The organism is Bifidobacterium criceti, from assembly GCF_002286935.1.
GTDB lineage: Bacteria > Actinomycetota > Actinomycetes > Actinomycetales > Bifidobacteriaceae > Bifidobacterium > Bifidobacterium criceti.
On record NZ_MVOH01000003.1, the window covers coordinates 1 to 13,667 of the forward strand.

Below are 13,667 nucleotides of genomic sequence, written 5' to 3' on the forward strand. Positions count from 1 at the left end.
AAGCGGTTTACAACCCGAAGGCCTCCATCCCGCACGCGGCGTCGCTGCATCAGGCTTGCGCCCATTGTGCAATATTCCCCACTGCTGCCTCCCGTAGGAGTCTGGGCCGTATCTCAGTCCCAATGTGGCCGGTCACCCTCTCAGGCCGGCTACCCGTCAACGCCTTGGTAGGCCATCACCCCACCAACAAGCTGATAGGACGCGACCCCATCCCACGCCGCAAAAGCATTTCCCACACCACCATGCGGTAGGTGCGGCACATCCGGCATTACCACCCGTTTCCAGGAGCTATTCCGGTGCATGGGGCAGGTTGGTCACGCATTACTCACCCGTTCGCCACTCTCACCCCGGCAGCAAGCTGCCAGGGATCCCGTTCGACTTGCATGTGTTAAGCACGCCGCCAGCGTTCATCCTGAGCCAGAATCGAACCCTCCACAAAAAACCTTCATGAAGACATCCAACAGATGACTCAACAAATTTCCAAAAGAAATCAGACGGACCATCCAATAAGGAAGGACGGTCACACAAAAACCCCGACACCCATCAAACCCCCTCGGGTACCACACGGGCGGGCATCGGACTGGCAATCAAAAGACCACCACACAACCAACAACATGGTCGCATGATGAAGTAGTACAGTACACACTATTGAGTTCTCAAACCACCACACACACCCACCAAACCCACCAGGACAACCCGGCAAGCCGTGAGCGGCAGCAAGAAGAAAACCTACACCAACCCCCACCACCCACGCAACCCACCGGCGTGTCGCCACCCCACCCCACACCCCCAAAACCCAACAAACACAACACCACCCCCGGCATGTCGAACACCACCCACACACCACCCCAACCACCCAACAACACCCACAACACCACAACCCACAACAACACACGACACCAGAAGCCCCTCCGCGACCAGCGACACCGCACTGGGAGGGAACGCGCGACGGTACTTGCCCCCCCCCGCGTCCCGCGGTGCCGCATCTCGCTACAACGCGCGACATCGACACCGTCCAGCCGACGAGCGACACCGCAACACGCGGGAACGCACGACGCAAGCAGGCCCACCACGGCCAGCCCCGCCGCTTGCGGCGGCATCGCACAGCGATTGGGCCAACCGTGCCACACGCTCCCCGCGCCCTATGCGCCACCACACGCCCCCTTCGCCGTATGAGATTCCATGCGATGAAGTCACAAGTCTGCGAGACGATGAACGCATGACTACGGCACATCCAGAACATCCTTCCAATCCAGCCAATTCCAAGCGGCATCCGGCGCATCCCGACGTCTCCGACGACCCGATGCCTGATCCGGAATCCGGACCGGCATCTGAGCCTGCACCCGAACCGATGGCCAGCCACGCACCCACCTCGGCCGCAGGTCCGGAACCCGATGAGATTCCCAACGCCGGCACGCCAGTGCCGGACACGGCGGCACCACACGGCAGGCGCGCGTGGCTTCGCTCCACCCTCATCGCGCTTGTGGCGACCATCGCGATCATCGCCGCCGCGATCGCGATTGCGGCGGCCCACTCACATTCCCGGCAATCCCCATATCCCCACACAACCGCCACAACGCAGGCGCCGCAGTTCGCCGCCACGACGGTCACGCTCTCGAAGTATTACGCAAGCAACATGGTGCTCCAGCGCGACGTGCCGATTACGATCCGCGGCACCGTCCACGTCCCCACGACGGACGCAGCCGCCACAACAGACACAACCACATCCACACCCTCCCCCCGCCAAACACTGCGTGCGTTCAACGTGCGCATGGTCTCCGACGAAGGTGTCAAGGACGCGAAGATGCACGTCGACGACGACGGTGCGTTCACCGCGACCTTCACGCCGACGCCGGGGTCGCCGACGCCGCACGTCGTCGAGTTCCGCATGTCGTCGACGCCGGTGCGTGTCCTCGCGAACGTCGTGTTCGGGGATGTCTTCCTCGCGTCCGGGCAGTCGAACATGGAGCTCAACATCACGCAGTACTACGGCAACGCGGACGCACAGTACAGCAACACCAAGGGGCGGTTCACGATGCGCGACCTTCCCGCGCCGATCACCGACGCGGACGTGCGCTTCACCGTCGCCGGGCGCACAGCGGGCGACGTCGATTTCCCGGCACTGTACGACACCGACCAACGTTGGCTCACCGCGACCGACACCGAGAGCACAAACGCGTTGAGTTTCCTCGCGCAATCGTTCGCACAGCATGTGCGTGAGTCCGATCCGACGATTCCCGTCGGCATCGTGCAGACGGCATGGAGTGGCACCGCGATCGCAAGACACGAAGTCGATGGTGACATCTACGCGAGCCATATCAAACCACTGCGCGGCGTGCGCCTCGCGGGGATGTTGTGGTACCAGGGGTGCGACGACGCGCGCGGTGCGAATACGGTACGCATCTACACACAGCAGATGGTGCGTCTCATCAACCAATACCGTGCCGATTTCGATGACGATGACCTGCCGTTCCTCTACGTGCAGCTCGCGCGCTTCGTGACGGACGACGATTTTCGTGGCATCCGCGAGCAGCAGCTCGACGTGCTCAAGAGTCCGCAACTCAACAACGCGGACAACATCGGCATGACCGTGTCGATCGACACCGACAAGGGCACCGACGCGGTCATCCATCCGCTCGGCAAGGACGTGCTCGGCGCGCGCATGGCCGCGCAATGGCTTGCGATGCGGCAGGGGCAGACGGTGCCGAACGGACCGATCATCGAGGAGGCGACGACGGTCACGTCGAAACCAACTTCGGAATCCACGAAGAAGTCCACGTCCTCCGTCCGTCTCACGTTCGCGAAAGGCACAGCCGACGCGCTCGGCGTGCGCGTGCCGAACCGCAAGACGACCGCGGACATCGACGATATCTCGACGACGACGAGCAAAGCGCTCGAAGGCTTCGAGGTCGCGGGTGCGGACGGTGCGTTCGTCCCCGCGAAAGCGGCGATCGACGGCGACACCGTCGTCCTCACGTCGGACGACGTCGACGAGATCCGTTCCGTCCGCTACCTCTATGAGAACGATCCCCAAGAGCAACGCCTGCTGTACAACGGTGACCTTCCAGCGAGTCCGTTCGAGATCGACGTGACACGCTGACGTACACATTGACGTACACATACACAAACGGCTGTCGGCCTGACAGAATCTGTCCTGTCAGGCCGACAGCCGTTCAGATACACCACGGAAAACCATGGAACGCCGCTACTCAGCGTTGTTTGAGGAGCGGTGCGACTTCCTTTTCGAACGAGATGAGCGCCTGGTTGAACACCTGGTCCATGTCGTAGTACGCGTAGGTGCCGAGGCGCCCGCCGAAGACGACCTTCGGCTCCGCGGCGGCCTTCTCCTTGTACCGCGCGTAGAGCGCCTTGTCCTCGTCGGTATTGATCGGGTAATACGGTTCGTCGTCGCGGTCGGCGAAACGGGAGAACTCCTCCCACACGACGGTGCGGTCGGGGTTCTGCTCGGCCGCGCGTTCCGGATTGAAGTTCTTGAATTCGATCGCGCGCGTGTACGGGACGTCGGCGTCGGAGAAATTCATGACCGCGCAACCGAAATGGTCGCCTTCGTCGTAGCGCACTTCCTTGAAGTCGACGGTGCGCCATTTGAGCTCGCCGAGGTCGTAGTCGAAATAGCGGTCGACGGGGCCGGTGTAGACGATCGGCACCCCCGCTTCCTGAAGCGCCTTCTTGTTGAGCGGCTGCGTCTCGTCGAAGAAATCGGTCCCGAGTTTGACGGTGATGCGCGGATCGTCGATCATCCGCTCAAGCCACGCCGTGTAGCCGTCCGCCGGCAGGCCCTCCCACGTGTCCTTGAAGTAGCGGTTGTTGTACGTGAACCGCACCGGCAGGCGCTTGATGATGCTCGCCGGCAGTTCGCTCGCGTCGGTCTGCCACTGCTTCGCCGTGTAGTTCTTGATGAACGCCTCGTACAGTGGACGCCCGATGAGCGAGATGCCTTGGTCGTTGAGGTTCGCCGGATCGGTCCCCGCGAGTTCGCCCGCCTGTTCCTCGATGAGCGCCTTCGCCTGCGCGGGCGTGTAGTTCGCGTGGAAGAACTGGTTGATCGTGCCGAGGTTGATCGGCAGCGGATAGACCTCGCCGTTGTGCGTCGCGTACACGCGGTGCACATAGTCGGTGAACTGTGTAAACCGGTTCACGTACTCCCAGACGCGCGCGTTCGACGTGTGGAACAGGTGCGCGCCGTACTTGTGGATCTCCGCGCCCGTCTCCGGATCGATATACGAGTAGGCGTTGCCGCCGATATGGTCGCGCACGTCGATGATCGTCACATGTGCGCCGAGGTGCTCGACGGCCTGCTGTGCGATCGTCAGGCCGAAGATGCCGGCGCCGACGATCACGAGGTCGGGCGTCGTCTGCTGTTCGTTCGAGGTCATAGGTGTCCTTCCGAAAAACGTCCCGTTCGAACATACCGACCTGTCGTCGGTATCGGTATGCGTTGGCAGCGGTGTGCGCCGCTGCGCGCCGCACCCATCGGACGCGGCGTTCGGCACCAGCTTAGGATGCGGTGTGCACACGTGCGCACATGTGCGCAACGTGCGGCGGAGCACTGCGCCGCGCACTGTTCGCGGTGTACGAAACGGCCTCCGGCGCCGCCGTGGTTTACGATAGGTGGCATGCAACACACAGAACGCAGGGATACGCTGCCCCCTTTCTCACTGCTCATGGCGGTGTACGGGGGCAATTCGTTGCGCGAAGTGGAGCGTTCCGTCCAATCGAGCACGATCGAGCAGGTCCTGCCGCCCTCACAGGTCGTCATCGTGCGCGACGGTCCCGTGTCCGATGATGTGCAACGCTATCTCGACACGTTACCGTCGACGATGTCCGTGTGGTTCACGGCGGAGCATCCGAACGAACCGGTCCCCGATGTGACGATCGTCGAATTCGACGAGAACCATGGGCTCGCGCATGCGCTCAATGTCGGCCTTGCGCATTGCACGTACGATATCGTCGCGCGCTGCGACTGCGATGATGTGTCATTGCCGAACCGGTTCTCGACGATCCTCCCCCAATTCGTCCATCGCTCGAACGCCGCGCATACGAAGACGGAGTCACGACGTCCGATCGACGTCATGGGCAGCGCGATCCGCGAATTCAGCGGCGACGAGGACGAACCCGGGCAGATCCGCATCCTGCCCGCCGAAGGCGATGACCTGGAGCGGTACGCGCGCATGCAGTCGCCGGTGCACCATCCGAGCGTCGTCTACCGCAAATCCGCCGTGCTCGACGCGGGCGGCTATCCCGAGGATTCCGGCAGGTTCGAGGATTACATGCTGTGGGAGCGCATGATGCTGCGCCACGCGCAGTTCCTCAACGTGCCGCAGCCGCTTGTGCTGTACCGCACGAACGATGCCGCCTACGAACGCCGTGGCGGCAAGGAGATGTTCCGCGACGAACTGAGGCTGCAATGGCGCTTCGTGCGCGACGGCTTCACGTCGCCGTGGCAGTTCGTACGCAATGTCTGTCTGCGCGCCGTCTACCGCATCATCCCCACGTCGCTACGCCAGCGCGCGTACCGCACGCTCACGTCGCGTCACAACACCGAGATCGGGGCGACGCCGACGCCGCCCGAGCCGCCGCACCTCGGCAGGCATTGCGCGACGCGCGCGGCCGGCGATACGGACGGCGCACACACGCCAAGCGGCGCGGACGACGCGCGCTGAGCTGAACGTGCGTCGTCCGCGCTCAGCCTCGCTCGATGTCGTCGATGAGCGGCACAAGCCGCGGATCGATGCGCGCGAATATCGCCGCGTTCGATTCCGGGGCCGTATGCCATCCGTCGCGCCATCCGTCGCGCAGACACTGCATGATCGTCGCGCGGTCGCTTGTGCGCAGCAGGGTGAGGATCCAACGCCGCGTTGTCTTCGCAACGAACGCGCATGCGCCGACCGCCGTGAAATCGTCGCGGTGGAACCGCCACATCCAGATCTTGTTGCGGACCTCGTTGTAGAACCGCACGCCGGGGTCGGCGTCGGACGACCCGAATCGTTTCGTCTTGTGGATGACTTCGCTCGACGGCACATAGTAGCCGATGCCGTCGCGCAGCAGCGCGGTCGTGTATTCGAAATCGTCGTTCCACAGGAAGAACGCGCTCACCGGCAGCCGGTGACGCCCGCGCACCGCGCCGACATTGATGAGACATGAGACGAAGGACAACGAACGCACCTGGTATGCGCCGTCGTCGGTCGTGCGCGCGCCTTTCGCGAGCGCCGCGCGCGGGCGTGGTTTGTTCATCAGATGTTCGCGTCCGTCGATCCACAGCGCCTTCGAACCGAGGACGGTCGGCAGGCAGCCGTTCGCGCGCACGCACGCGTCGGCCGCGCGCAGCAGTCCGCTGAGCGCGTTCGGCGTCGGCACCGTGTCGTCATCCATGAGCCACAGATAGTCGACCGTTCCCGGCACTGCGGGCGCGTCGTGCACGGCGAGAGCGATGCCCGCGCAGAAGCCGCCCGCGCCGCCGACGTTGTGCGGGAGCGCGACGATGCGCGTCGGTATCGCACAGTTCGCGGCAAACTCGCGCGCGACAGACAACGCGTCGTCCTCGCTCGCGTTGTCGATGACGACGATGCGGTCGGGTGTGCGTTTCTGGTCCGCGAGCGCGCGCAGGCATTCGCCAAGCAATTGCGCGCGGTTGTATGAGACGACGACGGCGGTCACTGAATACTGCATACGCTCAGTATAGATTGGCCGCGCAACGCGGAATCCTTGGCCACCATCGCACATTCGGCGACGCATGGTCGTGGTGGGGCACGACAATAGAACATTGCCGTTGTACAACCATCAAGAAGTCAGAGGTGGGGAATGAGGGCCAAACGGGAGCAGCATGCACCGCGCACACGCGCACAACGCATCCGTCAGGCGAAACGACATCGCATGGCGGTTCGCATGAAATACCGTGAGCATCTTGTTTCCATGACGGATGGCAATGCCTTGCCCGCGTCTGTCCAGCTCCCGCCGCAACCGGAATCGCCACATCCGGCGAACGTTTCAGCCGCGGTCTCGACGAGCGCACCGGTGGAACCACGGCAACAGCACATGGCGGAGGAGACCGTTGCATCAAGTGCGATGGGGCCCTCGCCCGATGGCGAACAAGGAGGGCAGAACACCGAACGCGACGCCGATGCCGTGCATCCCGACGGACGGCGTCGGCCGCGCAGCCCGATCACGAGGCTGTGACGGCGCTTCACCGACACGAAGTTCTACCGGATATGGGACAAGCGTCCGAAATGCTCATACGGCTTCTACACCGTCGTCGCCGCTGCGCTCATCATCATCGCGACGATGTTCCTGTGGTGGAGCGTGCAGGACAACCTGCAATACGATCCGGAACAACGCGCCAACCTGTACCAGCAGGTGGCCGACCCCGCCTACCATTCGCTCTCGAATGGATCGTGTTATCTCACAATGATCGCGTTGGCGCTGATTTATCTCGTCTGTGTGACGGTCATCAACCGGTTCTGGATCGGCACCGCCGTATTCGGGACGATCGCGATGATTTTCGCGGTCGCCACGAAAATCAAACTGGCGATGCGCAACGAGCCGGTCATCCCTTCGGACCTCGGTTTCCTCACCGGTGGCGGAGGAGCCGGCGAGGTGACATCGTTCATCAATGAGGATTCCCAACCCCTCGTCGACGCAGCGGTCACGATGCTTGTCTGGTTCGTCGTCGTCTGTTTCGTGATGCAGTTGCTCGACAGACGCAGCGCCTTCATCCACTGCTCTTGGCGTCACCCAATCGCTCGTCCCCAGAACATCATCGGCCTCGTTTGCCGCATGCTCGCACCGATTGTGAGCATCTCCCTCATCATGGGATACGCGGCCGTCCTTTCAAGTCCGGAATCGGAGATGCGCAAGACGCTCAAGCAGATCGGCTATGATCCGCGTCTTTGGGATGTCAAGGAAGACGCGGCCCATAACGGCGCCCTCACGACATTCCTGAGCCTCACACGCGTCAAGGCGATGGACGATGAGCCGGACTACAGCAACGCAAGGATGCGGCAGATCGAGGCCCGCTACAAGAAGGCCGCAGCCAAGATCAACGCCGGGCGCTCTACGAATATGACGGACAGCACGATCATCATGGTGCTGTCGGAGAGTTTCTCCGACCCGAACCGTGTGCCGAACGTCCATTTCGGCATCGATCCGATGCCGAATATCCGCGCGCTCAAGAGCACGACGACAAGCGGCCTCATGCTGTCGCCGGGGTACGGCGGGGGCACGGCCAACATCGAGTTCCAGCAGATGACCGGTCTGAGCCTCGTGAATTTCAGCGACACGATGCTTTCGCCCTACCAGCAGCTTGTCGCCACGCGCCCGGAGTTCTATTCGTTCAACCAGATCTGGAACGCCGATTGCGGCGACGGCTATTCGACAAACTGCTCCGTGGGCTTCCACCCATACCAGCAAAGCTTCTACCTGCGCGGGGTCAACTACAAGAAATTCGGTTTCTCCCATCTGTACACGCTCGACAGCGATCCGAAAATCAAATACGGGAAGCAATACGTGGGACCGAACGGCAATACGGATTATGTGTCCGACGAGGAAGCCTACCGCAACGTGATCGACGAAGTGACGTCGCACGTCAAGGAAGGCAAACCCTCGCAATACATACAGCTCATCACGATGCAGAACCATGCGCCCTACCCCGACATCTATGGTGAGGCGAACGAATTCCATGCGGTGAATGAATCGGTCGACGTCACCCCGAACGAAATGGGAATCGACGACAACTACGCCAAGGGCGTCCAGAGAACCGATCAGGCAACCGCTGATTTCCTCGCCCAACTCGATGGAATCGACCATCCCATCACCGTCGTATTCTACGGCGACCATCTCCCCGGCATCTACCAAGCCGCAAATGCCAATAAGGAGCATACGCTCACACTCCATGAGACCGATTACTTCATATGGTCGAACAAGGCGTCGAGCCCTCATACCACGAGACTGCCCGAATCCAACGCCGCCTTCTCGTCCTCGAACTATTTCATGACGCAGGCCGCCGAGCAGATGGATGCCCGCGTCTCGCCCTACCTCGCGTTGCTCGACGAGTTGCACAAGGAAGTACCCGCCATGTCCCGTTCGATCAATGCCGGGGTGTGGAGCGCGAAAGGCGAGCCGACCTACCTCGACGATCAAGGCAAGCCAGTCGACCCGAAGACGCTTTCCGCCAAGGCCAAGCAGTTGCTGGCGGATTACAGGATTGTGCAATACGACATGTCCGTCGGCAAGAACTACCTGATGGACATGGGCTTCATGGACGTGCCGAAACAGTAGGATGTGAGTATGGCAATGAAATCGTCGAATACCCCGAACCCGGGCCGCTCCGCCCGCGATGCGAAACCAACCCGTCCGACCGATGATGGCTGGGAGGTCGTCGACCGCGTCGTGTTCCCGATGGAAGACCGCAGCGCGACGTTGCCGCTCTATGCGATCGAATGGACACAGCCCCGTATGAACCGTGACGAGATCGACCCATTCGACGATTGCTACAGCATCGACTTCTCTGCGATGAACTCCTCGGATATGACCCGGCTCATCAACGCGAGCGTGAGGCCCGTAGCGAACGTGGGGTCCGAGGTGTTCGCCATCGACGGCCGCACCGAGATTCGTGTGCATGCCGGCCATGCGGTCTCGCTCTGCACCTATTTCAACGCCTTCCCCGCCGGGTATTGGCGGCGGTGGACCGGCGTGGACACGGTGCGGTTCACCGCGCAGGCGCATGGTTCCGGCATGGTGACGCTCATGCGGTCCTCGGGGCGTGGCCTGCTGCATGCGGTCGAAGCCGTACCGGTGCGTTCCCCGCGTGGTTTCACGCACATCAGCGTGGATCTGCCGATGACTGATTTGCTCGACGGCGGCTTCTTCTGGTTCGACGCCCACGCCGACGACGCCTGCGAACTACGAATCCGCGACGCCGCATGGAGCGTGCCGGTGCGGGCGCGCACGCAGGCGGCACCCACATCATTCTCGATCGCGATCACCACATTCAACCGGCCCGCGTATTGTCTGCGCCAGCTGCGCACAATCGCCGCAGACGCCAACGTCCGCGCACGGCTCGACACGATCTACTGCACCGACCAAGGCACGGACCGTGTCTGCGACCAGGAGGGCTTCGCCGGCACCTGCACCGAGCTCGGCACACAACTCACCTACATCCAGCAGGCGAACCTCGGCGGTTCCGGTGGGTTCTCGCGCGGCATGTTCGAAACACTCAAAGCCGGCACGAGCTCCTATACGATGCTGCTCGACGACGATGCGATAAGCGAACCGGAGTCGATCCTCCGCGCCGTGCAGTTCGCCGACTACTGCCTGAACCCGACAATCGTCGGCGGCGGCATGTTCCATCTCGACAACCGCACCGTGCTATATGCGCAAAGCGAGATCGTGAACCGCAACAACATGCGCACATTGCCCGCGGTCGGCCAACGGTACAACCAGGACTATGCGCAGTTCCCGCTGCGTGACCAGCCGCATCTGCACCGCCGGTTCGACTCGGATTTCAATGGTTGGTGGATGTGCCTCATCCCCACGCACATCATGCGTGAAATCGGGCTTTCCCTGCCGGTGTTCATCAAATATGATGACATCGAGTTCGGATTGCGGGCACAGGACGCCGGATACACGACGGTGAGCCTGCCGGGTGTCGCCGTATGGCACCAGGCATGGCATGCGAAAGACCCCCAGCGCACGTGGGAGGATTACTTCGACAACCGCAACCGTTGGATCTGCGCGCTGCTGCACTCCGGGAAACCCACGCCGCAGCTCCTCTACCAGATGGCCTACAACGATGTCACGATAGGGCTGCGCCTCGTCTACTCCGCCATGCACCTGCACCATCTCGCGCTCCGTGATGTGATGCGCGGCCCCCGGTACATCCTCGATTCCATGCCGACGAAGTTGGCCGACGTGCGCAAGGCGCGCGAGGGATTCAGTGACACCGAGACCCGTCCGAACATCGGTGATTTCCCCGCGGCCGCCGCACAATACGCCGCGACCGCCACGCCCCGGCCGATGAAGGAAGTCAAATCAACCGGCATCCGCACGCTTGTGCGGACGCTGCTCGGCAATGGCGACGGCAGCGGGGACACGCGCCCCGAGATCGCGATCCCGGCGAAAGAGGCCACGTGGATCGCCTTCCGGGGGAAGTCATCGGCATTGGTCACTTCCGCCGACGGCGACTCGGTCGCATGGTGCCGACGCGACGACCGATTGTTCCGTACGCTGTTCAAGCGGAACATGTTCCTCGCGAGGGTCTTCCTTCATCGCTTCGGCGAACTTGCCACCCAATACCGTGGCGCCGACATCGCAAGCGTGGCTTGCTGGGCCTCGATCTTCGACGACCAGCCCGAACCATCCGAATGATTCCATCGCCGCGACCGGGCGGCCGTATCCACGGATTCGACATGCCCGGTCGTGGCCCGCGCCGTCAGGCCTCATTTGCGGCCGTCTGAGCCGCGACGGCCAGTGCCTCTTCCTCGGTGATCGGCTCGATCTGCATGACCCGTGTGTTGATCAATGCATAATCCATATTGCGCGGATCTCGGATCGCGAACGTGCAGGCGTTGTCATCAAGCGCGACCGCGACCATGTCCGTCGTGTCGGTATTGCCGGGAATCGGCGTGCGCAGTGACGTGAACAGGCGGAATTCGCCATTGTTGAACAGATCGAGGGGCATCTCAAAATACACGGTGTGATGCCCTTGTTCCGTCATATGGAATCGCTCGTTATGCGCACCGGTGTCGAAGGTGATCCCACCTCGGCGTATATCGTGCAACGCTATCGCCAAATAGAAATCATCACTCTCATTGAATTCATATTCGACAGCGAAACAGAACTTCTCATCACTCGTCAATACGAGCGGGGAGATGGCATAGGTGCGCAGCACCGGGCATCGCGCATTCAAGCCATTGGGATAGACGGCCTTCCCCTCGCTGCGTTCCTGCTGGAGGCGCTCGGCTTTCCGAGCCTCCTCCTCACGCATGATATCCAGATTGGCCAACGTATAGCGCTCCGCGACCGTTTCCTTATCGCCGATCGCGGCGACCTCGCCATTCTGGATGAACATGGCGCGCGTGCAGTACCGTTTGATCGCACCCATATCATGGGTGACGAGAATCACCGTCTTCGTCGGATCCTGCCGGATGCTTGTGAAATAGTCGTCGCATTTGCGCTGGAACGCCTCGTCGCCGACAGCGAGCACCTCGTCGAGGACGAGGATGTCGCCCTGCGCTTTGATCGCGACGGAGAACGCCAACCGCACCTGCATGCCGCTCGAATAGTTCTTGAGCTTCTGGTCCATGAACTCCTCGAGTTCCGCGAATTCGACGATATCGTCATACATCGCGTCGACTTCGTCATGGGTGAAGCCAAGAAGGGCGCCGTTCAGATAGACGTTCTCGCGCCCCGTAAGCTCGGGGTTGAACCCTACCCCGAGTTCGATGAACGGGACGAGTTTGCCTTCCACATGCACCGAACCGCGGTTCGGATAGTAGATCTGCGAAATGATTTTCAGCAACGTGGATTTGCCACCGCCATTGCGGCCGACGATTCCGAAGAACTCCCCACGGTGGACCTGGAAGGACACATCGCGCAGCACATGCTGCCTCTTGTATCCTTTGATGCCTTTCGTCCAATTGATGAAAGCCTGTTTGAGGCCAGTGGACTGTTCGGTGGGGAGCTTGAACCATTTGTCCACATGGTCGACATCGAGCACGACCGGTTGTTCTTCGTAATTGTCGATGGTGACGGCGTCGCCCGGCATCGCATCACTCATCACATCACCTCCGCAAATCTCTTGCTGTTCCGACGGAAGACATAGACACTGAGGCAGGCCACGCATAGCACAAGGGCGAACGGCATGGCCTTCTCCCACCATGAATCGAAGGTATTCCAAACCGTCGGTTGTGTCGCAGGGGCGATGAGATTATGCCGTATGTCCTGAATCGTTTGCGCAATGGGATTCAGCAATTCGAGTTTGGCCAGACTTGCATATACGCCACCTTTGTCAATGACATATGACAATGGATACATAATCGGCATGGCATAAAATATAATTTGAGAGAACACTTCCCATATATGTGCTATATCACGGAAATATACATAACATGTAGCGAACAGCAGCGCAAGGGACAAGGAAATGATATACAGTTCGAGCAGATTCAACGGCAGCCATAGCACGCGCCATGTGAATTCGACATGCTGGAAAAGCGCGAACACAAACACCACTGCATAATTGATTCCCAGCGAAATCAAAGACCCTATGGACGCCGACACGACGACGATGTAATTCGGGAAATGGACCTTGCGCAACAGGTCTCCACGGTCCACAATCGAGCGCAGCCCTATGCCGATCGTCTCCGAAACAAACTGCCACGAGCAGATGCCGAGCAGCAGCACGACCGGATAGGTCGGCGTACGATCGGTCAACCGCAGGAACTTCGCGAACACGATGTACATGACGACGAACAGCAGCACAGGCTTCAACACCGACCATGCGACGCCAAGGAACGATCCCTGGTACCGCATCTTGAAATCGGTCTTCACGAGCCCGCGCAGCACGGTCATTGCGTATCCGTAACGGTCCTTGAACCGTCTCACCAGTGTATGCACTCGCACCTTCCTCGCCATATTCGGCCAACAACCCATGA

Annotated in this window: 9 protein-coding genes and 1 rRNA gene; 5 read left to right on the forward strand and 5 right to left on the reverse strand. The window is 61.2% G+C overall.

The genetic code is table 11. From position 1 onward, the window contains the following. Window positions 1-439, reverse strand: a 16S ribosomal RNA gene (locus tag B1526_RS00975); the annotation flags it as partial. Window positions 440-1,219: 780 nt separating this feature from the next. On the opposite strand from B1526_RS00975, the gene B1526_RS00980 reads away from it, so the two are divergent. After that, entirely contained in the window at window positions 1,220-3,100 is a 1,881-nt protein-coding gene (locus tag B1526_RS00980; RefSeq protein ID WP_157908663.1) for a sialate O-acetylesterase, read from the forward strand. A gap of 109 nt (window positions 3,101-3,209) precedes the next feature. Here B1526_RS00980 and glf read toward each other — a convergent pair whose 3' ends face one another. Beyond that, window positions 3,210-4,397, reverse strand: a complete 1,188-nt coding sequence (gene glf / locus B1526_RS00985; RefSeq protein ID WP_095614280.1) for a UDP-galactopyranose mutase — start codon at window positions 4,395-4,397, stop codon at window positions 3,210-3,212. A 240-nt stretch (window positions 4,398-4,637) separates the two neighbouring features. Between glf and B1526_RS00990 the strand changes: the two genes are divergently transcribed. Next, complete coding sequence (locus B1526_RS00990; RefSeq protein ID WP_164470450.1) at window positions 4,638-5,684, forward strand: glycosyltransferase; 1,047 nt, start codon at window positions 4,638-4,640, stop codon at window positions 5,682-5,684. Window positions 5,685-5,706: 22 nt separating this feature from the next. Here the strand turns inward: B1526_RS00990 and B1526_RS00995 are convergent, their stop codons facing one another. Continuing rightward, a complete protein-coding gene (locus B1526_RS00995) occupies window positions 5,707-6,690 on the reverse strand; it encodes a glycosyltransferase (RefSeq protein ID WP_095614282.1) in 984 nt (327 codons plus the stop codon). A 216-nt stretch (window positions 6,691-6,906) separates the two neighbouring features. Here B1526_RS00995 and B1526_RS09245 point away from each other — a divergent pair, with 216 nt between their 5' ends. The 3 genes from B1526_RS09245 to B1526_RS01005 all read left to right on the forward strand — a co-directional run bounded on the left by B1526_RS09245 (window position 6,907) and on the right by B1526_RS01005 (window position 11,382). Continuing rightward, complete coding sequence (locus B1526_RS09245; protein ID WP_235606969.1) at window positions 6,907-7,197, forward strand: hypothetical protein; 291 nt, start codon at window positions 6,907-6,909, stop codon at window positions 7,195-7,197. A gap of 105 nt (window positions 7,198-7,302) precedes the next feature. Continuing rightward, window positions 7,303-9,294 carry an LTA synthase family protein gene (locus B1526_RS01000; RefSeq protein ID WP_235606970.1) on the forward strand — a complete coding sequence of 664 codons (1,992 nt, stop codon included), beginning with the start codon at window positions 7,303-7,305 and terminating at the stop codon, window positions 9,292-9,294. Window positions 9,295-9,309: 15 nt separating this feature from the next. Then, the gene (locus B1526_RS01005; RefSeq protein ID WP_407640978.1) at window positions 9,310-11,382 is read left to right on the forward strand and encodes a glycosyltransferase; all 2,073 of its coding nucleotides are present in this window, start codon (window positions 9,310-9,312) and stop codon (window positions 11,380-11,382) included. A gap of 64 nt (window positions 11,383-11,446) precedes the next feature. On the opposite strand, the gene B1526_RS01010 is transcribed toward B1526_RS01005, so the two are convergent. Together B1526_RS01010 and B1526_RS01015 are read right to left on the reverse strand one after the other, a co-directional pair. Beyond that, a complete protein-coding gene (locus B1526_RS01010; RefSeq protein ID WP_095614284.1) occupies window positions 11,447-12,793 on the reverse strand; it encodes an ABC transporter ATP-binding protein in 1,347 nt (448 codons plus the stop codon). Continuing rightward, window positions 12,793-13,647 carry an ABC transporter permease gene (locus tag B1526_RS01015; RefSeq protein WP_407640977.1) on the reverse strand — a complete coding sequence of 285 codons (855 nt, stop codon included), beginning with the start codon at window positions 13,645-13,647 and terminating at the stop codon, window positions 12,793-12,795. Before B1526_RS01015 ends, B1526_RS01010 begins: the two co-directional genes overlap by 1 nt. Between the last annotated feature and the right edge of the window lie 20 nt (window positions 13,648-13,667).

Excerpts from the sequence above, each read along its gene's own strand:
- B1526_RS00980 (WP_157908663.1), top strand. The coding sequence starts at position 1,220 with ATGACTACGGCACATCCAGAACATCCTTCCAATCCAGCCAATTCCAAG.
- glf (WP_095614280.1), bottom strand. The coding sequence starts at position 4,397 with ATGACCTCGAACGAACAGCAGACGACGCCCGACCTCGTGATCGTCGGC.
- B1526_RS00990 (WP_164470450.1), top strand. The coding sequence starts at position 4,638 with ATGCAACACACAGAACGCAGGGATACGCTGCCCCCTTTCTCACTGCTC.
- B1526_RS00995 (WP_095614282.1), bottom strand. The coding sequence starts at position 6,690 with ATGCAGTATTCAGTGACCGCCGTCGTCGTCTCATACAACCGCGCGCAA.
- B1526_RS09245 (WP_235606969.1), top strand. The coding sequence starts at position 6,907 with ATGAAATACCGTGAGCATCTTGTTTCCATGACGGATGGCAATGCCTTG.
- B1526_RS01000 (WP_235606970.1), top strand. The coding sequence starts at position 7,303 with ATGTTCCTGTGGTGGAGCGTGCAGGACAACCTGCAATACGATCCGGAA.
- B1526_RS01005 (WP_407640978.1), top strand. The coding sequence starts at position 9,310 with ATGAAATCGTCGAATACCCCGAACCCGGGCCGCTCCGCCCGCGATGCG.
- B1526_RS01010 (WP_095614284.1), bottom strand. The coding sequence starts at position 12,793 with ATGAGTGATGCGATGCCGGGCGACGCCGTCACCATCGACAATTACGAA.
- B1526_RS01015 (WP_407640977.1), bottom strand. The coding sequence starts at position 13,647 with ATGGCGAGGAAGGTGCGAGTGCATACACTGGTGAGACGGTTCAAGGAC.